The organism is Pantoea sp. AS142, from assembly GCF_037152305.1.
In the GTDB taxonomy this organism is placed as follows: Bacteria; Pseudomonadota; Gammaproteobacteria; order Enterobacterales; family Enterobacteriaceae; genus Pantoea.
The window spans coordinates 231238-251951 of the sequence record NZ_JBBCMO010000006.1 but is presented as its reverse complement, the minus strand read 5'-3'; the positions used below and the strand labels follow the sequence as shown (position 1 = coordinate 251951).

The window sequence follows — 20714 nt, the reverse complement described above, 5'->3', positions numbered from 1 at the left end:
AGTTCGCTGGATGTCAAGAGTAGGTAAGGTTCTTCGCGTTGCATCGAATTAAACCACATGCTCCACCGCTTGTGCGGGCCCCCGTCAATTCATTTGAGTTTTAACCTTGCGGCCGTACTCCCCAGGCGGTCGACTTAACGCGTTAGCTCCGGAAGCCACTCCTCAAGGGAACAACCTCCAAGTCGACATCGTTTACGGCGTGGACTACCAGGGTATCTAATCCTGTTTGCTCCCCACGCTTTCGCACCTGAGCGTCAGTCTTCGTCCAGGGGGCCGCCTTCGCCACCGGTATTCCTCCAGATCTCTACGCATTTCACCGCTACACCTGGAATTCTACCCCCCTCTACGAGACTCAAGCCTGCCAGTTTCAAATGCAGTTCCCAGGTTAAGCCCGGGGATTTCACATCTGACTTAACAGACCGCCTGCGTGCGCTTTACGCCCAGTAATTCCGATTAACGCTTGCACCCTCCGTATTACCGCGGCTGCTGGCACGGAGTTAGCCGGTGCTTCTTCTGCGGGTAACGTCAATCGGCGCGGTTATTAACCGCACCGCCTTCCTCCCCGCTGAAAGTACTTTACAACCCGAAGGCCTTCTTCATACACGCGGCATGGCTGCATCAGGCTTGCGCCCATTGTGCAATATTCCCCACTGCTGCCTCCCGTAGGAGTCTGGACCGTGTCTCAGTTCCAGTGTGGCTGGTCATCCTCTCAGACCAGCTAGGGATCGTCGCCTAGGTGGGCCATTACCCCGCCTACTAGCTAATCCCATCTGGGTTCATCCGATAGTGAGAGGCCCGAAGGTCCCCCTCTTTGGTCTTGCGACGTTATGCGGTATTAGCCACCGTTTCCAGTGGTTATCCCCCTCTATCGGGCAGATCCCCAGACATTACTCACCCGTCCGCCACTCGTCACCCGAGAGCAAGCTCTCTGTGCTACCGTCCGACTTGCATGTGTTAGGCCTGCCGCCAGCGTTCAATCTGAGCCATGATCAAACTCTTCAATTTAAGTTTGATTTGCTTAAACACGTTAAGCGGTGCTCATCTGTAAAACGTCATAATGAATTTCATTATGTGTTCACTCGTGAGACTTGATATTTTTTACGTCCGGAGACGCTGATATCAATCCTGCGAGTGCCCACACAGATTGTCTGATAAATTGTTAAAGAGCAGCGCGAACAGTGCGTTAGCGTCCTGTCGCGAGGTGGCGTATATTACGCGTTCCTCCTGCAGAGTCAACCTCTATTTCAGAAGTTTTTCTCCGGCGGCCCAGTCTCCTGTGCCTCTCAACCCGTTTCCCGTTGCCGGTGTGCCGTGTCGATGGAGGCGCATTATAGGGATCCCGTTTCAGAGCACAACCCTTTTTTTGGATCTTTTACCTGAACGGTTATAAATGATCCAGATTGATGAGATCGCAATCGATCCAGGCCAGAATGGACTTGTCAGCTGGCGAAAAACGCATCAGGCTGAACTGAAAACAGATAAAAGGAAAACAATGATGACTTCCGCCCTACGTCCCTATAAAGATCTTTTCCCACAAACTGGCCAGCGCGTTATGGTCGATCCCAGCAGTGTTGTTGTCGGTGATGTCATCATAGAGGATGATGTGAGCATCTGGCCGCTGGTTGCGATCAGGGGTGACGTGAATCAGGTCCGCATTGGTGCACGTACTAATGTGCAGGACGGCAGCGTGCTACATGTCACCCACAAGTCGTCATCCAATCCAGAGGGATTCCCTCTTATTATTGGTGAGGATGTGACGGTCGGACATAAAGCCATGCTGCACGGCTGTACCATTGGCGATCGCGTGCTGGTTGGAATGGGATCGATTCTGCTGGATGGTGTAATAATAGAAGAAGAGGTGATGATTGGTGCCGGAAGTCTGGTGCCACCGGGTAAAAGACTAGAGAGCGGCTATCTCTATCTGGGTAGTCCGGTCAGGCAAATCAGACTGCTGAATGACAATGAGAAGGAAGGTTTACTTTATTCCGCTAATAACTATGTCGCCTGGAAAGATAACTACCTGGCTGGAGATAACCAGATCCAGCCCTGAGCATCAATATTATCCTGACGAATTGCCGCTTCGGCCTCATCTTCCAGATCCCAGCGATGGTGCTGAAACAGCGCCATCACCTCCCCTTCGCCGAAACGTGACGCCAGCAACTCGCGGCTGATTGCACAATTTAACCGCATGCCGTTCACCAGCACAGGAAAACAGACCGCGTTCAGTTCAGCGTTATAGATTTCATCATCAGGAAACTGTATCGCCTGATTCATGGCTGCATTGCCTGCTTTAGCTGAGCAATCACCGGAGCGATTTCCGGCATCACACCGTGCCACAGATAAAAGGCATGAGCAGCCTGACCCACCAGCATACCCAGTCCGTCTGCCAGACGATTCGCGCCCTGCGCCTGACACCAGAGCAGAAAAGGGGTCAGCCCACTTTGATAAAACATGTCATAACAGCGCACACTGGAATGGATCACTTCCGCAGGTAAAGGTGGCGTTTTTCCCTCTACACCGCTTGAGGTCGCATTAATGATCAGATCGAAGTGTTGGTCTGCCAGTTGCTCAAAACCAGATGCGCGGATAGTTCCGCTCTGACCAAACAGACTAGCCAGCTCTTCTGCCCTCTCTGCGGTACGGTTGACAATAGTGAGTGTCACGCCTGATAAGAGTAGCGGCAGAATTACCCCGCGTGCGGCACCGCCTGCTCCCACCAGTAATACACTATCGCCAGCATTGATCATCATCAGCCGTTCGAGATCGGTTAACAGGCCAATACCATCCGTGTTGTCACCGAGGATCTGCCCATCGCTGAGCTTTTTCACCGTGTTTACCGCGCCGGATAGGGCTGCACGTTCGCTGAGTTGGTCGGCAAATTCCCATGCCTGCTGTTTAAAAGGTAACGTAACGTTGGCGCCACGGCCTCCCTGTTCGAAAAAGACAGTAAGCGCCAGAGGAAAACCATCAACCGGGGCACAGAGTCGACCATAGCGATGATCAATGCCCGTCTGTTCAGCAAAAGCCTGATGGATCAGCGGAGATTTACTGTGGTTGATCGGATTACCGAAAACGACGAATTGATCCATAACTTAACCCTGACGTAAAAGTTCGCCGCTGGTGACATCGCGGATTTCAGAAGGATTGAGTCGTCCACCCGTTTTTCCCGACAGAACCGGGAAGTGCCCACCAAACTGATGCTTCACTGCTTCGGCTGTGCGGCAGGGTGGGAGGCCTGACAGATTTGCGCTGGTAGAGACCAGCGGTTTACCAAAGGCGCGGCAAAGCGCCTGAACATCAGGATGGTCACTAACGCGGATGGCCAGTGAATCAAACTGTCCGGTAAGCCAGCGAGGCGTTTGTGGTGGAACAGGTACAACAAAGGTCACTGGGCCAGGCCAGCATGCAAACATCCGCTCACGCTGTGTCACAGACAATTCGTGAGCGGAGATGTACGGTTCAAGCTGGGTGTAATCAGCCGCTATCAGGATGAGTCCCTTTTCTACCGGACGCTGTTTCAGCGCCAGCAAGGCCATGACGGCAGATTCGCTGTCGGGGTCACAGCCCAGACCAAATACGGCTTCAGTGGGATAGGCGATGACCGCCTGTCGATTCAGATGCTCTAAGCAGGTCTCAAGTGAATCGGCGAGGTGTTGATTTTCCATGATCTATAAATTCTCTTCAGCAATGGCCTTGCCACAACCTTTACTGGCGCAAAAGCGTTTGATCCCTTGTGCCGTCTTTTTTTCGACTAACAGCGGATACTGGCAATAAGGACAGATTCCGGTAACGGGTGTCAGATTCACGACAAACTGGCAGGCTGGATAGCGATCGCAGGAGTGAAAGGTTTTGCCGTAACGGGAACGCCGCTGAATTAATCGGCCTTCACGGCACTGTGGACAGGCCAGCGAGGTTTCATCCGGTTTGTCGATGGTTTCAGTGTATCCGCATTCCGGATAGAGGCTACAACCAATGAACATACCAAAACGTCCCTGCCGCAATACTTTATCCGCTCCGCATTCGGGACAAGCGTGTCCGTCCAGCACTTTGACCACGTGGCCATCGGCCTGACCTTTTAAGGGACGAATGTAGTCGCACGCCGGGTAGTTCGCGCAGCCCAGAAAAGGACCGTGCTTACCAGAGCGAATAACCAATGCTGCCCCGCAAGCGGGGCAGGGATCCTGTTTACGCACGGTGAAGAGTGCAGCTTTACTCATAGCGATCAATGCATGAAAGAAAATTTAATGCAGCATACCTTCATTGACGTCGAATAGCAGTTCTTCCATCTTCTGATAGGCATTTTCACATCCTGGAATGTTGAACAACACCATCAACACCACCCATTTTAGATCCTCCAGGTCAAACTCAGAGGTATCAAGTGCCATGACTCGTTCGATGACCATTTCACGGGTTTCCAGATTCAGCACCTGAATCTGCTCCAGGAAAAGCAGGAACCCACGATTATCAGCATCTAAACGTTTGCTCTCTTCATCGGTATAGATGCGCATGGAGAGCGGATCATTTGTCAGTAAAATTGGCGCAACCAGCCCATCCTGATAGTCAGCCAATCTTTCCAGCCAGTTCAGCGCACTGTAAACATCTTCACGATGGAACCCGGCATCCGTCAGGTCGTCTGTCAATCTGTCCTGATCAACACCCATTTCTGCTTCGTTGTGGATATATGTCTCAAACAAATACATCAGTACGTCGAACATGGCATGCCCTCCTCAATCGGACATAGCCGCCGGGTACAGCTGCGACCCATCCTGCTAACTCCAGTTCCAGCAACTGAGCTGAGATAACTGGCACAGATTGGCCGGCACGTTCAGCGACAACGTCAACAGGTGTAACATCATCACCTACGTTAGCCAACACATCAGCAAATGGCAATGGAGCATCGTCACTCACCTCAGAATAAATTTCGTTTGCCTGGGTCACCGGCAGCCAGTTAAGCGCACTTGCCAGATCTTCGACGATGTTATTGGGATGGGCCACCAGCAGCGCGCCCTGCTGAATCAACCAGTTTACGCCTTCGCTTAACGGGTTGCCGAGTGCGCCAGGTAAGGCATAGACATTGCGATTTTGCTCCAGCGCATAACGAGCCGTTACCAGTGAACCACTCTTCAGAGAGGCTTCTACCACCAGCACCCCATGGCTAAGGCCACTGATGATACGATTACGGCGGGGAAAATTGAGCGGATACGGTATAGTCGTAAGCGGAAACTCAGAAACCACAGCACCACCCTGTTCAACAATCTCTGCGGCAAGATGAGCATGATTTTTGGGATAGAGCCTCTGCAATCCACTACCTAACACAGCCACCGTTTTACCGCCCACGTTGAGTGCTGCCTGATGCGCAATACCATCAATACCCCGTGCCAGACCGCTGGTAATGGTCAGACCGCTGAGGCTTAAGTGCTGTGTAAACCAGTCACACCAGTAACGGCCATTGTGTGAACAGTTTCGGCTGCCTACCACCCCTAACTGTGATGTGCTGATGACTGCAGGATCGCCATCAATATAGAGCAGCGGCGGAAAGCGGTTTGTTTCTTTAAGACGGGCTGGATAGGCTGCGTCCAGAGCGGTTACCAGATGATGAGCCGGACTCTGCGACAGCCATGTATGCACTTCCGCGAGTTTTTTTTCAGGCAGATCATAATATTGCTGGCACTGGCTGGCATCTAACCCAAGCAGGATAAGCTGCTCCCTGTCTACCTGTCCGGCACCTATCCGCTGCGCCACCTCAACCCAGCGTTTCCCTGTCATTCCAGTGACGGTTGCCAGCCGTACATACTGCGCTATTTTGTCCATCATATGCTCACTGATCGTCCTTGCTTCCTGCCGGACAATGCTGTCAATCAGGCCTCGAAAAGTCTACAATATGAGGCAGTAATCTTTTCTTAACCGAATACAGATCTGGATATTTATGTCAGTTTTGCAGGTATTACATTTTCCTGACGAGCGTCTTCGGAAAGTCGCCGCGCCCGTTAAAGAAGTTAACGCAGACATTAAGCGTATCGTTGATGATATGTTCGAGACGATGTATGCCGAAGAAGGTATTGGCCTTGCGGCTACACAGGTAGATATTCATCAGCGTATTATCGTGATTGATGTTTCTGAAAGTCGCGAAGAGCGTTTAGTACTGATTAACCCTGAGCTGCTGGAAAAAAGTGGCGAAACCGGTATTGAAGAGGGTTGCCTCTCTATTCCGGAACAGCGCGCGTTTGTTCCGCGTGCCGAGCGAGTAAAGATCCGCGCTCTTGATCGCGACGGTAAAATTTTCGAGCTGGAAGCCAGCGAGTTACTGGCCATCTGTATCCAGCATGAGATCGATCATCTGGAAGGCAAATTGTTTATCGATTATCTGTCGCCTTTAAAGCGGCAACGGATCAAAACTAAGTTAGAGAAACTGGCGCGTCAGAACGCGCAGACTTCCTGAGATCTTAAGAAGGGATAAATGTGTCTCCCCCGCTAAAAATCATCTTTGCCGGCACACCTGACTTTGCAGCGCGTCATCTTGACGCGCTGCTTAGTTCTGAACATCAGGTTGTCGGCGTATTCACCCAACCCGACCGTCCTGCTGGTCGCGGTAACAAATTAACGCCAGGCCCGGTCAAAACGCTGGCGCTGGCACATGACATTCTGGTTTATCAGCCCAAGTCACTGCGACCTGAAGAAAATCAGCAACTGATTGCTGACCTTAAGGCCGATGTGATGGTTGTCGTAGCCTACGGATTAATTCTGCCTAAGCCCGTGCTCGATATGCCACGCCTGGGATGTATCAATGTGCATGGATCGCTGCTGCCACGCTGGCGTGGAGCCGCGCCTATTCAACGTGCGCTGTGGGCTGGCGATAGCGAAACCGGCGTGACGATCATGCAAATGGACGTAGGATTAGATACCGGCGATATGCTGCATAAGCTGGCTTGTCCGATTGCCGACCAGGATACCAGTGCAACACTGTATGAAAAACTGGCACAGATTGGTCCACAGGCGCTGCTGGATACGCTGACATTACTGGCCACTCAGCGGGCTGCACCTGCAAAACAGGATGAAACACTGGCCAACTATGCTGAGAAGCTAAGTAAAGAGGAGGCGCGTCTTGACTGGACACTTTCTGCAGAACAGCTTGAACGTTGTATCCGCGCGTTTAACCCGTGGCCAATCAGCTTTTTCACCATTGACGAGCAACCGGTAAAAGTCTGGCAGGCAACCGTTCTGCCCCACAGCGAGCGTTCGCCGGGTGAAATTATCAGTGCTGACAAGCATGGTATCCAGGTGGCGACTGCTCAGGGCGTACTGAATCTGCTGCAGTTGCAGCCCGCCGGTAAGAAACCGATGTCGGCTCAGGATCTTCTCAATTCGCGCCGGGAATGGTTTGAACCTGGAACCCTTCTGGACTGACTCTCAGGCCCGGTCACTCACCGGGCTTTTTGTTTGATGACAAAAACCCTATGACTAAATCAATCAATCTGCGTAGCCTCTCCGCTCAACTTATTGAGCGCGTCGTCGACAAGGGTGAATCCCTGAATACGGCACTGCCTGCCGCCCAGAAGAAACTCTCTGACAAAGATAGCGCGTTAGTGCAGGAGATCTGTTTTGGCGTATTGCGCACATTACCGCAGCTGGAAGCGCTAATTGGCAAACTGATGGAACGTCCTCTTACCGGCAAGCAGCGGGTTCTGCATTATCTGATCATGGTCGGGCTTTATCAGCTGGAATATACCCGTGTACCTGCTCATGCCGCGCTGGCAGAAACCGTTGCTGGCGCCGAGGTACTGAAGCGCACCAGCCTGAAAGGCTTATTAAATGGTGTATTACGTCAGTTTCAGCGCCAGCGAAAAGAGTTGCTCGCCAGCATTAAGGATGGCCCGCAGCGTTATCTGCATCCGGGGTGGCTGCTAAAACGGTTGCAGCATGCCTGGCCAGAACAATGGCAACAGATCGTCGAAGCAAATAATCTGCGTCCGCCGATGTGGCTGCGAGTTAACCGCCAGCACCATGATCGTGACGCGTGGCTGGCAATGCTGACCGAAAGCGGCAGGAGTGCGCAAACCGCTACCGATGTGCCAGATGCCCTGTGGCTTGACGCCCCTGCCCCAGTCAGCCAGTTACCCGGTTTTGATCAGGGCTGGGTGACCGTGCAGGATTTATCCGCTCAGCGCTGTGCTTTGCTGCTTGAACCCCAAAACGGCGAACAGATTCTGGATTTATGCGCTGCACCCGGCGGTAAAACTACCCATATTCTTGAAATCGCACCTGAAGCAGAAGTTATGGCCGTTGACGTCGATGCACATCGTCTAAAACGCGTGAGTGAGAATCTGCAGCGACTGGGCATGCAGGCTGACGTGAGACAGGGTGATGGACGAACGCCGCAACAGTGGTGCGGTGAGCATCAGTTTAACCGTATTCTGCTCGATGCACCCTGCTCTGCGACCGGCGTTATCCGACGTCATCCCGATATTAAGTGGCTGCGTCGCGATCGTGATATCGCCGAGCTGGTAAAGCTTCAGAGTGAAATCCTTGACGCTATCTGGCCGCACCTGAAACCTGGTGGTACGCTAATTTATGCCACCTGTTCCATCCTGCCTGAAGAGAATCATCAGCAGATAGATGCTTTCCTGCAACGCCAGCACGATGCCCAGGCAGAATCACTCAGGGATGCGCCCGCGAACGGATTACAGGTATTCCCTCAAGCCGAAGGCGGAGATGGTTTCTTCTACGCTAAGCTGATAAAAAAATCGGGTGCAAACTGAGATGAGTATTAATAACCGATGAAAATAATCATTCTGGGCGCAGGACAGGTTGGCGGAACCCTGGCAGAAAATCTGGTGGGTGAAAACAACGATATCACGGTGGTTGATACCGACTCTGCACGCCTGCGTCATCTGCAGGATAAGTTCGATCTCCGCGTCGTACAGGGTCATGGTTCCCATCCGCGAATTTTGCGTGAGGCGGGTGCGGAAGATGCCGACATGCTGGTTGCCGTGACCAACTCGGATGAAACCAACATGATTGCCTGTCAGATTGCTTACTCGCTTTTCAATACGCCGAATCGTATCGCCCGTATTCGCGCGGCCGACTATTTGCGTGATGCGGACAAGTTGTTTATTCCTGAAGCGGTACCCATCGATCACCTCATCTCGCCTGAGCAGCTGGTAATCGACAATATTTATCGTTTAATCCAGTACCCTGGCGCGTTGCAGGTCGTCAACTTTGCTGAAGGCAAAGTCAGCCTTGCAGTGGTCAAAGCTTATTATGGCGGACCATTAGTGGGTAATCCTCTTTCGATCATGCGTGAGCATATGCCACACATTGATACGCGCGTAGCCGCAATCTTTCGTCAGGATCGCCCGATTCGTCCGCAGGGTTCAACCATCGTAGAAGCGGGTGATGAAGTCTTTTTCATCGCTGCCAGTCAGAATATTCGTGCGGTAATGAGTGAGATGCAGCGGCTGGAGAAACCTTATAAGCGGATTATGTTGGTGGGTGGCGGCAATATCGGTTTCGGTCTGGCACAGCGGCTTGAGAAGCACTACAGCGTTAAGCTGATTGAACGTAACCCCCAGCGCGCAGCGGAACTCGCAGAACATCTGCATGATACCGTGGTCTTTTATGGCGATGCGTCAGATCAGGAGCTTCTTGCTGAAGAACATGTTGAGCAGGTTGATCTGTTTATCGCCGTCACCAATGATGATGAAGCCAATATTATGTCAGCCATGCTGGCGAAAAAAATGGGTGCGAAGAAGGTGATGGTGCTGATTCAGCGCCGTGGTTACGTCGATCTGGTACAGGGCAGCGTTATCGATATTGCTATTTCACCTCAACAGGCCACGATTTCTGCCTTGTTGGGTCATGTACGCAAAGCGGATATCGTGGGCGTTTCGTCGTTGCGACGCGGTATTGCAGAGGCGATAGAAGCGATAGCGCATGGCGATGAATCTACTTCACGCGTGGTCGGCCGCTCTGTTAATGATATTAAACTACCACCCGGGACCATTATTGGCGCAGTAGTACGCGGTGATGATGTGATAATTGCTAATGACAACCTGCGTATTGAACAAGGTGATCATGTCATCATGTTCCTGACCGACAAAAAATTCGTGTCAGATGTAGAACGTCTCTTCCAGCCGAGTCCATTCTTCCTGTAAATGCCGCGTCTTCATGCTAACAAAATATATGGAAAATAAAACTGCCGCTTAATACGCAGTGATGATGGCAAAAACAGTAAGGTTTGTTAGACTTTATGGCATTGGCTTGGACAAGGAGATAAGTATGAGTTTAATCAAAGAGTTTCGCGATTTCGCAATGCGCGGCAACGTGATGGATTTAGCCGTTGGTGTCATCATCGGTGCTGCATTTGGCAAAATCGTTTCATCATTAGTCGCCAACATCATTATGCCACCATTAGGCTTACTCATCGGTGGTGTCGACTTTAAATCATTCGCTTGGGTACTTAAGCCCGCGGCTGGCGATGCTCCAGCCGTTGTAATGCAGTACGGTATCTTCCTTCAGACCATCTTCGATTTTGTCATTATTGCTTTTGCAATCTTTATGGCGATTAAGTTAATGAATCGTCTTTATAAGAAAAAGGAAGTAGAGAAGCCAGTTGCGAAACCTTCAAACGAAGAATTACTGTTGACTGAAATCCGCGATCTGCTGAAACAGCAGAACACCCGGGTATAAATATTAAGTCGCCTCACAGGCGGTTTTTTAAACTGTAAAAGCGGGAGGGCAGTGATAAGACGCTTTCTTATCACTGCCCTCCCATCCATTCCCCTTACCATGTTTCTCTTTCCGCATGAAACTGCCTTTACCTTTTTGCTTCTGCTCGATGCGCTGTCGAAATAGTGGGTCGTGTAGCAGAGCCTGCATCGCATTATCGCGGATTTTACCTTTTGTGTGCTGATATTTATTCATGACGCCTCCTGTTGAGATCAGCTGAAACTCTATTACTCTACAGCGAAATAACAATATACTTATTTGCTCACAGCCTCTCCTCGCTCCAGCGCCTCAAGAATTGAGCATGAAATGCTACTGTGACTGTCACCACAGCAGGCAATAGAAAGATGTCGCAGGGAATGCTGCATCGTTTCTAATTCTGAGATCATCTGAGCAACTTCAGCCAGCCGTTTTTCAACAATCGCTTTAGATTCCTGACAGGTATGGTGCGCAGGATCGATCCGGATCGAGAGTAGTTGTCTGATGGCTTCCAGGCTAAAACCTAGTTTACGGCCATGACGAATAAATTTCAGACGCTGAAGATCGCCCTTGCTATAAAGGCGAAAACCACCTCCCGTTCGACTATCATGATCCATCATCTGCTGTTTTTCATAAAACCGGATTGTGTCTGGCGTCACCTCTGCAAGCTTAGCTAGATGGCCGATACGAAACATTTATTTCTCCTCACAGAAACGGTGTTGAATAGCATTAGAATAACTGCCATGAAGAAAATTGGTACTCATTCCTGCCTGACGTAATCGCAATTCCAGCAACTGAAGTCGATGACAGTAGCTCTGATAGCGTTGTTCAGAAGGATCAATCTGGTGAATAAGTTTATTAATTTCAAGGTATTCCCTTCTTAACTCAAGTTCAGGAGGCAGAAAGCCTGAATTTTTCAGTATCCGATAGCCCGCTCTCAACTCCGGGGGAACATGGCTGTCATCATCCAGTTGCAGCGGCTTGCCAGAGCCGGGAAGATTACTTAGCTCGCCTTTAGCCATCGCAGCTTGGATGTGTTGTTCAGCAAGTTCGTCAACCAGCCACATAGTTGGCTCCTTAAACGTGAAAGACCATGTTTTAAGATAGTAAATTTCAGGCAATAAAAAACCCGCCGGAGCGGGTTTTTTACGTTGCTACAGATTACTCTGCGGCTGCTTCTGCTTGAGCTTCTGGACGATCAACCAGCTCGATGTAAGCCATCGGAGCGTTGTCACCAGCACGGAAGCCACACTTCAGAATACGAGTGTAACCACCGGCACGGCTCGCGAAACGCGGGCCCAGCTCATTAAACAGTTTTGCCACGATCTCGTTATCACGAGTACGGGCGAATGCCAGACGACGATTAGCTACGCTGTCGGTCTTGGCAAGAGTAATCAGCGGCTCAACTACGCGACGCAGTTCTTTGGCTTTCGGCAGAGTCGTTTTGATGATCTCATGACGAACCAGAGAACCGGCCATGTTGCGGAACATAGCCTGACGATGGCTGCTGTTGCGGTTCAGTTGACGACCACTCTTACGATGGCGCATGACCTTATCCTTCTCAGTGAAACCTTAACCTGTGATCTGATTATTCATCAGCAATGCTTGCTGGAGGCCAGTTCTCAAGGCGCATGCCCAGAGAAAGACCACGCGAAGCCAGCACATCTTTAATCTCAGTAAGAGATTTTTTACCGAGGTTAGGCGTTTTAAGCAGCTCAACCTCCGTACGCTGTACCAGATCACCGATGTAGTGGATAGCTTCTGCCTTAAGGCAGTTAGCAGAGCGGACAGTCAATTCCAGATCGTCAACAGGGCGCAGCAGGATCGGATCGAATTCTGGTTTCTCTTCTTTTACTTCTGGCTGACGTACATCACGTAAATCAACGAAAGCTTCAAGTTGTTCTGCCAGAATGGTTGCCGCACGACGAATCGCCTCTTCAGGATCGATTGTGCCGTTGGTTTCCATTTCGATGACCAGCTTGTCCAGGTCGGTGCGCTGCTCTACACGCGCTGCTTCAACATTGTAGGCGATACGGTCTACAGGGCTGTAGCAAGCGTCAACTAACAGGCGGCCGATTGGGCGCTCATCTTCTTCCGAATGAATTCGGGCAGAAGCCGGCACATAGCCACGACCACGCTGAACTTTGATACGCATGCTGATAGAAGCGTTCTCATCGGTCAGATGGCAAATGACATGCTGAGGCTTGACGATTTCGACATCACCATCATGGGTAATGTCGGCTGCAGTCACAGGGCCAATGCCAGATTTATTCAGGGTCAGAATAACTTCATCTTTACCCTGAACTCTTACCGCCAGCCCTTTCAGGTTGAGCAGGATTTCCAGGATATCTTCCTGTACGCCCTCTTTGGTGCTGTACTCATGAAGTACACCATCAATTTCAACCTCGGTCACCGCGCAACCCGGCATGGATGAAAGCAGAATACGGCGCAGTGCGTTACCAAGAGTATGGCCAAAGCCACGCTCTAAAGGCTCAAGGGTCACCTTGGCGTGCGTCGAACTCACTTGCTCGATATCTACCAGGCGCGGTTTTAGAAACTCTGTCACAGAACCCTGCATTGTGTCCTCTCTTTGGTACTAAGCTTTACTTGGAGTAAAGCTCGACGATCAGGTGTTCGTTAATGTCCGCAGACAGATCAGTACGTTCAGGAATACGCTTGAACACACCTTCCATCTTAGTCGCATCAACTTCCAGCCAGGTTGGCTTTTCACGCTGCTCAGCCAGCTCCAGAGCGGCCTTCACGCGAGATTGCTTTTTGGCTTTCTCACGGATGCTAACGACATCATTCGGAGATACCTGATAAGAAGCGATGTTAACAACGCGGCCATTTACCAGAACAGACTTGTGGCTCACCAGCTGACGTGCTTCTGCACGAGTGGCACCAAAGCCCATACGATAAACTACGTTGTCCAGACGACCTTCCAGCAGAGCCAACAGGTTTTCACCGGTGTTGCCTTTCAGACGAGCTGCTTCTTTATAGTAGTTACGGAACTGACGCTCCAGAACGCCGTAAATACGACGAACTTTCTGCTTTTCACGTAACTGACCGCCGTAATCAGACAGACGCGGTTTACGCGCACCATGCTGACCAGGAGCTTGTTCAATCTTACACTTGGAATCAATCGCGCGAACGCCAGACTTAAGGAATAAGTCAGTGCCCTCACGACGGCTCAGCTTGAGCTTAGGACCCAAATATCTTGCCATTTTCTTTCTCCAACTATCCTAAAAAAACGGGCGTTATACGCGACGTTTTTTCGGCGGACGACAACCGTTATGAGGGATCGGAGTCACATCAGTAATATTAGTGATGCGGAAACCAGCGGCGTTCAAAGCACGAATGGTAGATTCGCGACCTGGACCCGGACCCTTTACCATAACTTCCAGATTCTTAATTCCGTAATCTTTTACCGCTTCTGCACAGCGCTCTGCAGCGACCTGAGCAGCAAACGGAGTGGATTTACGTGAACCGCGGAAACCGGAACCACCGGCGGTTGCCCAACCCAGTGCGTTACCCTGACGATCAGTAATGGTAACGATGGTGTTGTTAAAAGAAGCATGGACATGAGCCACGCCATCTGAGACTTGTTTTCTTACACGCTTACGTGCACGAACTGGTGCCTTTGCCATTATTTACTCACCCCGATTATTTCTTGATCGGTTTACGCGGACCCTTACGGGTACGTGCGTTGGTCTTAGTACGCTGACCGCGAACCGGAAGACCACGACGATGGCGCAAACCACGGTAGCAACCAAGGTCCATAAGACGCTTGATGCTCAGGGTGATTTCACGGCGCAGATCACCTTCTACAACGAATTTCGCAACTGCATCACGCAGCTGATCAATTTGTTCTTCAGACAGCTCACTGATCTTAACATTTTCAGCAATACCCGTTGAAGCGCAGATGGCTTTTGAACGAGTTTTACCGATACCGAAGATCGAAGTTAATGCGATAACGGTATGTTTTTGATCAGGAATGTTAATGCCTGCTATACGGGCCACTATGCACTCCTATAATTAAACAAGCGCGTCCCATGCTGAAAAGCCCGTTTTCAGGATACTCAAATGGAAACGCACTGACATACAAAAGATTGGCTGGCTAATCTAGCCAGCTCAACCCGACTTTGCAAGAAAAATATGTGACAAAATCAGCCTTGGCGCTGTTTATGCTTTGGCTCGGCACTGCAGATCACACGCACGACACCGTCGCGACGAATGATTTTGCAGTTACGACATAATCTCTTGACGGAAGCACGAACTTTCATTTTTACTCTCCGTAACTTCTCAACCAACTGAATTAACGGCCGTAGCCTTTCAGGTTAGCTTTCTTCAGTGCCGACTCGTACTGACTCGACATCATCAGAGTTTGCACTTGAGCCATAAAGTCCATGATGACGACAACTACGATAAGCAGTGATGTACCGCCAAAGTAGAAGGGAACCTTCATCGCATCACGCATGAACTCCGGGATAAGGCAGATAAAAGTAATGTATAGAGCGCCGATTAAGGTCAAACGTGTCATTACTTTATCAATATACTTCGCCGTTTGCTCTCCCGGACGAATTCCCGGTACGAATGCACCAGACTTCTTCAGGTTATCTGCTGTTTCACGTGGGTTGAAAACCAACGCCGTATAGAAGAAACAGAAGAAGATGATTGCAGTCGCATAGAGTAGCACATAAAGCGGCTGTCCTGGCTGCAAATACAGCGAAATTGTTGTCAGCCAGTTCCAACCGGTTCCACCCCCAAACCACGATGCAATCGTTGCCGGGAACAGAATAATGCTGGAAGCAAAGATGGCCGGAATTACGCCCGCCATATTCACTTTCAACGGTAAATGTGTGCTCTGTGCAGCGTAAACGCGACGACCCTGTTGACGTTTTGCGTAGTTCACCACAATGCGGCGTTGACCACGTTCAACAAAAATAACAAAGAAGGTCACTGCGAATACGAGTACTGCAACCAACAGCAACAGAAGGAAGTGCAGGTCGCCTTGCCGCGCTTGCTCGATGGTATGGCCAATGGCCGGCGGGAGACCCGCAACGATACCTGCGAAGATAATGATCGAAATACCGTTACCGATACCACGTTCAGTAATCTGTTCGCCCAGCCACATCAGGAACATCGTTCCCGAGACCAGACTCACAACAGCGGTAAAGTAGAAAGCAAAGCCTGGATTCATTACCAGACCTTGCATCCCTGGCATATTCGGCAGACCGGTTGCAATACCGATAGACTGAAATATGGCCAATACCAACGTACCGTATCGGGTGTACTGGCTAATCTTACGACGGCCAGCTTCCCCTTCTTTCTTAATTTCCGCTAACGCTGGATGAACCACCGTTAATAACTGGATGATAATCGATGCCGATATATACGGCATGATGCCCAGTGCGAAAATAGAAGCACGGCTGAGAGCACCACCAGAGAACATGTTGAACATTTCAATAATGGTGCCACGCTGTTGCTCAAGCAGTTTGGCAAGTACAGTGGCATCAATACCAGGGATTGGAATAAAAGAGCCAATACGGAAGACAATGAGTGCGCCAATTACAAACAGTAGTCTGCGTTTCAGCTCACCAAGGCCACCTTTGGCACTTTGAAAATCTAATCCCGGTTGTTTAGCCATCTGCTACTTATTCCTCGATTTTACCGCCAGCAGCTTCGATTGCAGCACGAGCACCTTTGGTGACACGCAGACCGCGAACCGTTACCGGTGTAGAAACTTCACCAGACAGAATTACTTTAACGAATTCAATCTGAACACCGACAATGTTGGCTGCTTTCAGCGCGTTCAGGTCGACGATACCGCCTTCAACTTTCGCCAGATCAGACAGACGAATCTCTGTAGTGATCATTGCTTTGCGAGAGGTGAAACCGAACTTCGGCAGACGACGGTACAGAGGCATCTGACCACCTTCGAAACCGCGACGTACGCCACCGCCAGAACGTGAGTTCTGACCTTTGTGACCACGACCACCAGTTTTTCCGAGGCCAGAACCGATACCACGACCCAGACGCTTGGTAGCGTGCTTAGACCCTTCGGCCGGAGACAGAGTATTTAAACGCATCTCTTACTCCTCCACTTTAACCATATAGGAAACCGCGTTAACCATACCGCGAACTGCAGGCGTGTCTTCACGCTCAACGGTGTGGCCAATACGACGCAGACCCAGGCCAACCAGAGTGGCTTTATGCTTAGGCAAACGGCCAATAGCACTACGGGTTTGAGTGATTTTAATAGTCTTAGCCATCGTGATTACCCCAGAATTTCTTCAACGGATTTACCACGCTTAGCAGCGACCATTTCCGGAGATTTCATATTGCCCAGGCCGTCGATAGTTGCACGAACCACGTTAATCGGGTTAGTAGAACCATAGGCTTTTGCCAGTACGTTATGAACTCCAGCGACTTCCAGAACGGCGCGCATTGCACCACCGGCAATAATACCGGTACCCTCTGAAGCCGGCTGCATAAACACGCGGGAACCCGTGTGTGCACCTTTAACTGGGTGCTGCAGGGTGCCGTTGTTCAGCGCGACGTTAACCATGTTGCGACGGGCTTTCTCCATCGCTTTCTGGATCGCTGCCGGAACTTCACGCGCTTTACCGTAACCAAAACCTACGCGACCATTACCATCGCCTACCACAGTCAGTGCTGTGAAGGAGAAGATACGACCACCTTTAACAGTTTTAGAAACACGGTTTACCGCGATCAGTTTTTCCTGCAGTTCGCCAGCTTGTTTCTCGATGTGTGCCATCTTAGACCTCTACCTTAGAACTGAAGGCCAGCTTCACGGGCAGCATCTGCCAGTGCCTGGACGCGACCATGATATTGGAAACCGGAACGGTCGAAAGAAACACCAGTGATGCCTTTTTCGATTGCGCGTTCTGCGATAGCTTTACCTACTGCAGCTGCGGCTTCTTTATTACCGGTATACTTCAGTTGTTCAGTGATAGCTTTTTCTACAGTAGAAGCAGCGACCAGAACTTCGGAACCGTTCGGGGCGATTACCTGTGCGTAAATATGACGCGGGGTACGATGTACCACCAGGCGAGTAGCACCCAGCTCTTTGAGCTTGCGACGTGCACGGGTCGCACGACGGATACGAGCAGATTTCTTATCCATAGTGTTACCTTACTTCTTCTTAGCCTCTTTGGTACGCACGACTTCGTCGGCGTAACGGACACCCTTGCCTTTATAAGGCTCAGGACGACGGTAGGCGCGCAGATCCGCTGCAACCTGCCCAATCAACTGTTTATCAGCACCTTTCAGCACGATCTCAGTCTGAGTTGGACATTCTGCAGTGATACCTGCGGGCAGCTGGTGATCGACTGGATGAGAAAAGCCCAGAGACAGGTTAACCACGTCGCCTTTAACGGCTGCACGATAACCTACACCAACCAGCTGCAGCTTCTTAGTGAAGCCTTCGGTAACACCGATAACCATTGCGTTCAGCAGCGCGCGAGAAGTACCCGCCTGCGCCCAGCCGTCAACGAAACCTTCGCGCGGGGCGAAAGTCAAAGCGTTGTCAGCATGCTTAACTTCAACAGCATCATTGATAGTACGAGTCAGCTCGCCGTTTTTACCTTTAATCGAAATTACCTGACCGTCGAGTTTTACCTCTACGCCGGCAGGAACAACGACAGGTGCTTTAGCAACACGAGACATATGTATCCTCCGATTACGCTACGTAGCAGATAATTTCGCCACCAAGACCTGCCTGGCGCGCTGCACGATCAGTCATGACACCTTTGGATGTAGAAACTACAGCGATGCCCATACCAGCCATTACTTTTGGCAGCTCATCTTTTTTCTTATAGATGCGCAGACCAGGACGGCTTACTCGCTGAATGCTTTCTACAACAGCTTTACCCTGGAAATACTTGAGAGTAAGTTCCAGTTCCAGCTTGATGTCGCCTTCGATTTTGAAATCTTCAATATATCCTTCTTCCTTCAGAACGTTGGCAATTGCCAATTTCAGCTTGGAGGAAGGCATGGTGACCGCAACTTTGTTCGCGGCCTGACCGTTACGGATACGGGTCAGCATATCCGCGATCGGATCTTGCATGCTCATCTGTGTTACTCCCGTGATTCAATTGGTGACAATTACCAGCTAGCCTTTTTCAGGCCCGGGATTTCACCGCGCATGGCGGCTTCGCGGACCTTGATACGGCTCAACCCAAACTTCCGCAGGAAACCGTGCGGACGACCTGTTTGACGGCAGCGGTTACGCTGACGTGAAGGGCTGGAATCACGCGGCAGACTCTGCAGCTTCAGAACAGCATCCCAACGGTCTTCGTCGGAAGCGTTCACATCAGAGATGATCGCTTTCAGTTCAGCGCGTTTAGCGAAGAATTTGTCTGCTAATTTTGCACGCTTAACTTCGCGTGCTTTCATAGATTGCTTAGCCATTAAGTAACCCTACCTTACTTACGGAACGGGAAGTCAAAGGCAGCCAGCAGAGCACGGCCTTCATCATCAGATTTCGCAGTAGTGGTAATGGTGATATCCAAACCACGAACGCGATCGACTTTGTCATAGTCGATTTCTGGGAAGATGATCTGCTCACGTACACCCATGCTGTAGTTGCCACGACCATCGAATGACTTAGCGGACAAGCCACGGAAGTCACGGATACGTGGAACAGCAATGGTGACCAGACGCTCAAAGAACTCCCACATGCGCTCGCCACGCAGAGTTACTTTACAGCCGATCGGATAGCCCTGACGGATTTTGAAGCCTGCAACTGATTTGCGTGCTTTGGTGACCAGCGGTTTTTGACCGGAGATTGCTGCCAGGTCAGCTGCTGCGTTATCCAGCAGTTTCTTGTCAGCGATCGCTTCACCAACACCCATGTTCAGGGTGATCTTCTCGACCCGAGGGACTTGCATGACAGAATTGTAGCCAAACTCTGTCATGAGTTTCTGGACTACTTCGTCTTTGTAGTAATCATGCAGTTTCGCCATCGTACTACTCCAAATTACTTGATAGTTTCGCTGTTAGACTTGAAGAAACGGACTTTTTTGCCGTCTTCGAATCTAAAGCCTACACGGTCAGCCTTACCAGTTGCCGCGTTGAACAGTGCAACGTTAGAAACCTGAATAGCAGCTTCTTTTTCAACGATGCCGCCTGGTTGGTTCAGAGCCGGAACCGGCTTCTGATGTTTCTTCACCAGGTTGATACCTTCAACGATGACCTTACCAGAAGACAGGACATTCTTAACTTTACCGCGCTTACCTTTATCTTTACCGGTTAACACGATAACTTCGTCGTTACGACGGATTTTAGCTGCCATTGTTCGCTCCTTAGAGTACTTCTGGTGCCAGAGAGATAATTTTCATGAACTTTTCAGTACGAAGTTCACGAGTTACCGGCCCAAAAATACGCGTACCGATAGGCTGCTCACTGTTATTGTTCAGAATAACGCATGCATTACCATCGAAGCGAATGACAGAACCGTCCGGGCGACGAACACCCTTCCTGGTGCGCACCACTACCGCCTTCAGGACATCACCTTTTTTGACTTTACCACGAGGAATTGCTTCCTTGATGGTAACTTTGATGATGTCACCGACGCCTGCGTAGCGACGGTGCGAGCCACCCAGAACCTTGATACACATTACGCGACGTGCACCGGAGTTGTCGGCGACGTTCAGCATAGTCTGTTCTTGGATCATTTTAGTGCTCCGCTAATGTCAACTACTACTTCGGGACCTAAACCTCAGGTCGTTAGAAAGCCCCATAATTGAGGGCGCGGCATTGTAACACCGGTTCTCACAGATGGGTAGAAAAAATAAACGGCTCTCAATCGAGCCGCTGATTTCCCCTGATGACAGGGAGGGCGTATTCTAGGGAATAGTGCGAACAGTAGCAAATGTAATCTGTCTTATTTTTCGTCGCTTCCCAAATAAAGTGTCATTCTGACTCAACCAGCCAAGTTTAATGGCCAGGTGGTGATGCTGCCGCAGCAAGGCTGGTAGTTCAATTCCGGC

The 20714-nt window shown here is 50.5% G+C and carries 32 protein-coding genes and 1 rRNA gene; 6 read left to right on the top strand and 27 right to left on the bottom strand.

Going from position 1 to position 20714, the window contains the following annotated elements:
• Positions 1 to 1005, bottom strand: a 16S ribosomal RNA gene (locus tag WFO64_RS13640); the annotation flags it as partial.
• A 490-nt stretch (positions 1006 to 1495) separates the two neighbouring features.
• Between WFO64_RS13640 and WFO64_RS13635 the strand changes: the two genes are divergently transcribed.
• Positions 1496 to 2050: a gamma carbonic anhydrase family protein gene (locus WFO64_RS13635; protein ID WP_337012499.1), complete on the top strand. Its 555-nt coding sequence runs from the start codon at positions 1496 to 1498 to the stop codon at positions 2048 to 2050.
• On the opposite strand, the gene WFO64_RS13630 is transcribed toward WFO64_RS13635, so the two are convergent.
• From WFO64_RS13630 to dprA, 6 genes are read right to left on the bottom strand one after another with little or no spacing between them, the layout of a single operon-like run.
• Positions 2017 to 2274 carry a DUF1488 domain-containing protein gene (locus WFO64_RS13630; RefSeq protein ID WP_337012485.1) on the bottom strand — a complete coding sequence of 86 codons (258 nt, stop codon included), beginning with the start codon at positions 2272 to 2274 and terminating at the stop codon, positions 2017 to 2019. The two genes, WFO64_RS13635 and WFO64_RS13630, sit on opposite strands and share 34 nt — an antisense overlap.
• Positions 2271 to 3089 carry a shikimate dehydrogenase gene (gene aroE / locus WFO64_RS13625; RefSeq protein ID WP_337012483.1) on the bottom strand — a complete coding sequence of 273 codons (819 nt, stop codon included), beginning with the start codon at positions 3087 to 3089 and terminating at the stop codon, positions 2271 to 2273. The genes WFO64_RS13630 and aroE overlap by 4 nt, the downstream gene beginning before the upstream one ends.
• 3 nt (positions 3090 to 3092) lie before the next feature.
• Positions 3093 to 3665, bottom strand: coding sequence for an L-threonylcarbamoyladenylate synthase type 1 TsaC (gene tsaC / locus WFO64_RS13620; RefSeq protein ID WP_337012481.1), 573 nt, complete (start codon positions 3663 to 3665; stop codon positions 3093 to 3095).
• Positions 3666 to 3668: 3 nt separating this feature from the next.
• On the bottom strand, positions 3669 to 4217 hold the full coding sequence (locus WFO64_RS13615; protein WP_337012479.1) for a DNA topoisomerase family protein: 549 nt from the start codon (positions 4215 to 4217) through the stop codon (positions 3669 to 3671).
• Positions 4218 to 4241: 24 nt separating this feature from the next.
• On the bottom strand, positions 4242 to 4715 hold the full coding sequence (gene smg / locus WFO64_RS13610; RefSeq protein WP_337012477.1) for a DUF494 family protein Smg: 474 nt from the start codon (positions 4713 to 4715) through the stop codon (positions 4242 to 4244).
• Entirely contained in the window at positions 4687 to 5811 is a 1125-nt protein-coding gene (gene dprA, locus WFO64_RS13605) for a DNA-protecting protein DprA (RefSeq protein WP_337012497.1), read from the bottom strand. Before dprA ends, smg begins: the two co-directional genes overlap by 29 nt.
• Before the next feature lie 115 nt (positions 5812 to 5926).
• On the opposite strand from dprA, the gene def reads away from it, so the two are divergent.
• The 5 genes from def to mscL all read left to right on the top strand — a co-directional run bounded on the left by def (position 5927) and on the right by mscL (position 10686).
• Complete coding sequence (def, locus tag WFO64_RS13600) at positions 5927 to 6439, top strand: peptide deformylase (protein WP_337012475.1); 513 nt, start codon at positions 5927 to 5929, stop codon at positions 6437 to 6439.
• 20 nt (positions 6440 to 6459) lie between these two features.
• The gene (fmt, locus tag WFO64_RS13595) at positions 6460 to 7404 is read left to right on the top strand and encodes a methionyl-tRNA formyltransferase (protein ID WP_337012473.1); all 945 of its coding nucleotides are present in this window, start codon (positions 6460 to 6462) and stop codon (positions 7402 to 7404) included.
• A 50-nt stretch (positions 7405 to 7454) separates the two neighbouring features.
• Positions 7455 to 8756 carry a 16S rRNA (cytosine(967)-C(5))-methyltransferase RsmB gene (gene rsmB / locus WFO64_RS13590; protein WP_337012471.1) on the top strand — a complete coding sequence of 434 codons (1302 nt, stop codon included), beginning with the start codon at positions 7455 to 7457 and terminating at the stop codon, positions 8754 to 8756.
• An 18-nt stretch (positions 8757 to 8774) separates the two neighbouring features.
• Complete coding sequence (gene trkA / locus WFO64_RS13585) at positions 8775 to 10151, top strand: Trk system potassium transporter TrkA (RefSeq protein WP_337012469.1); 1377 nt, start codon at positions 8775 to 8777, stop codon at positions 10149 to 10151.
• Between the two features lie 124 nt (positions 10152 to 10275).
• On the top strand, positions 10276 to 10686 hold the full coding sequence (mscL, locus tag WFO64_RS13580) for a large-conductance mechanosensitive channel protein MscL (RefSeq protein ID WP_337012467.1): 411 nt from the start codon (positions 10276 to 10278) through the stop codon (positions 10684 to 10686).
• Positions 10687 to 10713: 27 nt separating this feature from the next.
• Here mscL and WFO64_RS13575 read toward each other — a convergent pair whose 3' ends face one another.
• The 20 genes from WFO64_RS13575 to rplN form a co-directional block, all read right to left on the bottom strand.
• Positions 10714 to 10920 carry an alternative ribosome-rescue factor A gene (locus WFO64_RS13575; RefSeq protein WP_337012465.1) on the bottom strand — a complete coding sequence of 69 codons (207 nt, stop codon included), beginning with the start codon at positions 10918 to 10920 and terminating at the stop codon, positions 10714 to 10716.
• A 59-nt stretch (positions 10921 to 10979) separates the two neighbouring features.
• Positions 10980 to 11396, bottom strand: coding sequence for a Zn(2+)-responsive transcriptional regulator (gene zntR / locus WFO64_RS13570; RefSeq protein ID WP_337012463.1), 417 nt, complete (start codon positions 11394 to 11396; stop codon positions 10980 to 10982).
• A complete protein-coding gene (locus WFO64_RS13565) occupies positions 11397 to 11768 on the bottom strand; it encodes a DUF1992 domain-containing protein (RefSeq protein WP_337012461.1) in 372 nt (123 codons plus the stop codon).
• Between the two features lie 94 nt (positions 11769 to 11862).
• Positions 11863 to 12249: a 50S ribosomal protein L17 gene (gene rplQ / locus WFO64_RS13560; protein WP_003850180.1), complete on the bottom strand. Its 387-nt coding sequence runs from the start codon at positions 12247 to 12249 to the stop codon at positions 11863 to 11865.
• A 40-nt stretch (positions 12250 to 12289) separates the two neighbouring features.
• Entirely contained in the window at positions 12290 to 13279 is a 990-nt protein-coding gene (locus tag WFO64_RS13555; protein ID WP_007891688.1) for a DNA-directed RNA polymerase subunit alpha, read from the bottom strand.
• 25 nt (positions 13280 to 13304) lie between these two features.
• On the bottom strand, positions 13305 to 13925 hold the full coding sequence (gene rpsD / locus WFO64_RS13550; RefSeq protein WP_008927131.1) for a 30S ribosomal protein S4: 621 nt from the start codon (positions 13923 to 13925) through the stop codon (positions 13305 to 13307).
• A gap of 33 nt (positions 13926 to 13958) precedes the next feature.
• Positions 13959 to 14348, bottom strand: a complete 390-nt coding sequence (gene rpsK, locus WFO64_RS13545) for a 30S ribosomal protein S11 (RefSeq protein ID WP_004160563.1) — start codon at positions 14346 to 14348, stop codon at positions 13959 to 13961.
• Between the two features lie 16 nt (positions 14349 to 14364).
• On the bottom strand, positions 14365 to 14721 hold the full coding sequence (gene rpsM / locus WFO64_RS13540; protein ID WP_003850176.1) for a 30S ribosomal protein S13: 357 nt from the start codon (positions 14719 to 14721) through the stop codon (positions 14365 to 14367).
• A 146-nt stretch (positions 14722 to 14867) separates the two neighbouring features.
• The gene (rpmJ, locus tag WFO64_RS13535) at positions 14868 to 14984 is read right to left on the bottom strand and encodes a 50S ribosomal protein L36 (RefSeq protein WP_010252805.1); all 117 of its coding nucleotides are present in this window, start codon (positions 14982 to 14984) and stop codon (positions 14868 to 14870) included.
• Positions 14985 to 15016: 32 nt separating this feature from the next.
• Positions 15017 to 16348, bottom strand: a complete 1332-nt coding sequence (secY, locus tag WFO64_RS13530; protein WP_337012459.1) for a preprotein translocase subunit SecY — start codon at positions 16346 to 16348, stop codon at positions 15017 to 15019.
• Between the two features lie 7 nt (positions 16349 to 16355).
• Entirely contained in the window at positions 16356 to 16790 is a 435-nt protein-coding gene (rplO, locus tag WFO64_RS13525; protein ID WP_003850168.1) for a 50S ribosomal protein L15, read from the bottom strand.
• Between the two features lie 3 nt (positions 16791 to 16793).
• The gene (rpmD, locus tag WFO64_RS13520) at positions 16794 to 16973 is read right to left on the bottom strand and encodes a 50S ribosomal protein L30 (RefSeq protein WP_031376672.1); all 180 of its coding nucleotides are present in this window, start codon (positions 16971 to 16973) and stop codon (positions 16794 to 16796) included.
• A gap of 5 nt (positions 16974 to 16978) precedes the next feature.
• The gene (gene rpsE, locus WFO64_RS13515; protein WP_337012456.1) at positions 16979 to 17479 is read right to left on the bottom strand and encodes a 30S ribosomal protein S5; all 501 of its coding nucleotides are present in this window, start codon (positions 17477 to 17479) and stop codon (positions 16979 to 16981) included.
• A 14-nt stretch (positions 17480 to 17493) separates the two neighbouring features.
• Positions 17494 to 17847: a 50S ribosomal protein L18 gene (rplR, locus tag WFO64_RS13510; RefSeq protein ID WP_003850163.1), complete on the bottom strand. Its 354-nt coding sequence runs from the start codon at positions 17845 to 17847 to the stop codon at positions 17494 to 17496.
• A 9-nt stretch (positions 17848 to 17856) separates the two neighbouring features.
• Entirely contained in the window at positions 17857 to 18390 is a 534-nt protein-coding gene (gene rplF / locus WFO64_RS13505; protein WP_013359237.1) for a 50S ribosomal protein L6, read from the bottom strand.
• 13 nt (positions 18391 to 18403) lie between these two features.
• Positions 18404 to 18796, bottom strand: a complete 393-nt coding sequence (gene rpsH / locus WFO64_RS13500; RefSeq protein ID WP_003850158.1) for a 30S ribosomal protein S8 — start codon at positions 18794 to 18796, stop codon at positions 18404 to 18406.
• 32 nt (positions 18797 to 18828) lie between these two features.
• Positions 18829 to 19134: a 30S ribosomal protein S14 gene (rpsN, locus tag WFO64_RS13495; RefSeq protein WP_008927132.1), complete on the bottom strand. Its 306-nt coding sequence runs from the start codon at positions 19132 to 19134 to the stop codon at positions 18829 to 18831.
• Positions 19135 to 19148: 14 nt separating this feature from the next.
• Entirely contained in the window at positions 19149 to 19688 is a 540-nt protein-coding gene (gene rplE, locus WFO64_RS13490; RefSeq protein ID WP_003850155.1) for a 50S ribosomal protein L5, read from the bottom strand.
• 14 nt (positions 19689 to 19702) lie between these two features.
• On the bottom strand, positions 19703 to 20017 hold the full coding sequence (rplX, locus tag WFO64_RS13485; protein WP_003850150.1) for a 50S ribosomal protein L24: 315 nt from the start codon (positions 20015 to 20017) through the stop codon (positions 19703 to 19705).
• A gap of 10 nt (positions 20018 to 20027) precedes the next feature.
• Entirely contained in the window at positions 20028 to 20399 is a 372-nt protein-coding gene (gene rplN, locus WFO64_RS13480) for a 50S ribosomal protein L14 (protein WP_006120590.1), read from the bottom strand.
• Between the last annotated feature and the right edge of the window lie 315 nt (positions 20400 to 20714).

What these genes read in the sequence shown, in the direction of transcription:
- WFO64_RS13635 (WP_337012499.1), top strand. Translation starts at nt 1,496, where the DNA reads ATGACTTCCGCCCTACGTCCCTATAAAGATCTTTTCCCACAAACTGGC.
- WFO64_RS13630 (WP_337012485.1), bottom strand. Translation starts at nt 2,274, where the DNA reads ATGAATCAGGCGATACAGTTTCCTGATGATGAAATCTATAACGCTGAA.
- aroE (WP_337012483.1), bottom strand. Translation starts at nt 3,089, where the DNA reads ATGGATCAATTCGTCGTTTTCGGTAATCCGATCAACCACAGTAAATCT.
- tsaC (WP_337012481.1), bottom strand. Translation starts at nt 3,665, where the DNA reads ATGGAAAATCAACACCTCGCCGATTCACTTGAGACCTGCTTAGAGCAT.
- WFO64_RS13615 (WP_337012479.1), bottom strand. Translation starts at nt 4,217, where the DNA reads ATGAGTAAAGCTGCACTCTTCACCGTGCGTAAACAGGATCCCTGCCCC.
- smg (WP_337012477.1), bottom strand. Translation starts at nt 4,715, where the DNA reads ATGTTCGACGTACTGATGTATTTGTTTGAGACATATATCCACAACGAA.
- dprA (WP_337012497.1), bottom strand. Translation starts at nt 5,811, where the DNA reads ATGGACAAAATAGCGCAGTATGTACGGCTGGCAACCGTCACTGGAATG.
- def (WP_337012475.1), top strand. Translation starts at nt 5,927, where the DNA reads ATGTCAGTTTTGCAGGTATTACATTTTCCTGACGAGCGTCTTCGGAAA.
- rsmB (WP_337012471.1), top strand. Translation starts at nt 7,455, where the DNA reads ATGACTAAATCAATCAATCTGCGTAGCCTCTCCGCTCAACTTATTGAG.
- trkA (WP_337012469.1), top strand. Translation starts at nt 8,775, where the DNA reads ATGAAAATAATCATTCTGGGCGCAGGACAGGTTGGCGGAACCCTGGCA.
- mscL (WP_337012467.1), top strand. Translation starts at nt 10,276, where the DNA reads ATGAGTTTAATCAAAGAGTTTCGCGATTTCGCAATGCGCGGCAACGTG.
- WFO64_RS13575 (WP_337012465.1), bottom strand. Translation starts at nt 10,920, where the DNA reads ATGAATAAATATCAGCACACAAAAGGTAAAATCCGCGATAATGCGATG.
- zntR (WP_337012463.1), bottom strand. Translation starts at nt 11,396, where the DNA reads ATGTTTCGTATCGGCCATCTAGCTAAGCTTGCAGAGGTGACGCCAGAC.
- WFO64_RS13565 (WP_337012461.1), bottom strand. Translation starts at nt 11,768, where the DNA reads ATGTGGCTGGTTGACGAACTTGCTGAACAACACATCCAAGCTGCGATG.
- rplQ (WP_003850180.1), bottom strand. Translation starts at nt 12,249, where the DNA reads ATGCGCCATCGTAAGAGTGGTCGTCAACTGAACCGCAACAGCAGCCAT.
- WFO64_RS13555 (WP_007891688.1), bottom strand. Translation starts at nt 13,279, where the DNA reads ATGCAGGGTTCTGTGACAGAGTTTCTAAAACCGCGCCTGGTAGATATC.
- rpsD (WP_008927131.1), bottom strand. Translation starts at nt 13,925, where the DNA reads ATGGCAAGATATTTGGGTCCTAAGCTCAAGCTGAGCCGTCGTGAGGGC.
- rpsK (WP_004160563.1), bottom strand. Translation starts at nt 14,348, where the DNA reads ATGGCAAAGGCACCAGTTCGTGCACGTAAGCGTGTAAGAAAACAAGTC.
- rpmJ (WP_010252805.1), bottom strand. Translation starts at nt 14,984, where the DNA reads ATGAAAGTTCGTGCTTCCGTCAAGAGATTATGTCGTAACTGCAAAATC.
- secY (WP_337012459.1), bottom strand. Translation starts at nt 16,348, where the DNA reads ATGGCTAAACAACCGGGATTAGATTTTCAAAGTGCCAAAGGTGGCCTT.
- rplO (WP_003850168.1), bottom strand. Translation starts at nt 16,790, where the DNA reads ATGCGTTTAAATACTCTGTCTCCGGCCGAAGGGTCTAAGCACGCTACC.
- rpmD (WP_031376672.1), bottom strand. Translation starts at nt 16,973, where the DNA reads ATGGCTAAGACTATTAAAATCACTCAAACCCGTAGTGCTATTGGCCGT.
- rpsE (WP_337012456.1), bottom strand. Translation starts at nt 17,479, where the DNA reads ATGGCACACATCGAGAAACAAGCTGGCGAACTGCAGGAAAAACTGATC.
- rplR (WP_003850163.1), bottom strand. Translation starts at nt 17,847, where the DNA reads ATGGATAAGAAATCTGCTCGTATCCGTCGTGCGACCCGTGCACGTCGC.
- rplF (WP_013359237.1), bottom strand. Translation starts at nt 18,390, where the DNA reads ATGTCTCGTGTTGCTAAAGCACCTGTCGTTGTTCCTGCCGGCGTAGAG.
- rpsH (WP_003850158.1), bottom strand. Translation starts at nt 18,796, where the DNA reads ATGAGCATGCAAGATCCGATCGCGGATATGCTGACCCGTATCCGTAAC.
- rpsN (WP_008927132.1), bottom strand. Translation starts at nt 19,134, where the DNA reads ATGGCTAAGCAATCTATGAAAGCACGCGAAGTTAAGCGTGCAAAATTA.
- rplE (WP_003850155.1), bottom strand. Translation starts at nt 19,688, where the DNA reads ATGGCGAAACTGCATGATTACTACAAAGACGAAGTAGTCCAGAAACTC.
- rplX (WP_003850150.1), bottom strand. Translation starts at nt 20,017, where the DNA reads ATGGCAGCTAAAATCCGTCGTAACGACGAAGTTATCGTGTTAACCGGT.
- rplN (WP_006120590.1), bottom strand. Translation starts at nt 20,399, where the DNA reads ATGATCCAAGAACAGACTATGCTGAACGTCGCCGACAACTCCGGTGCA.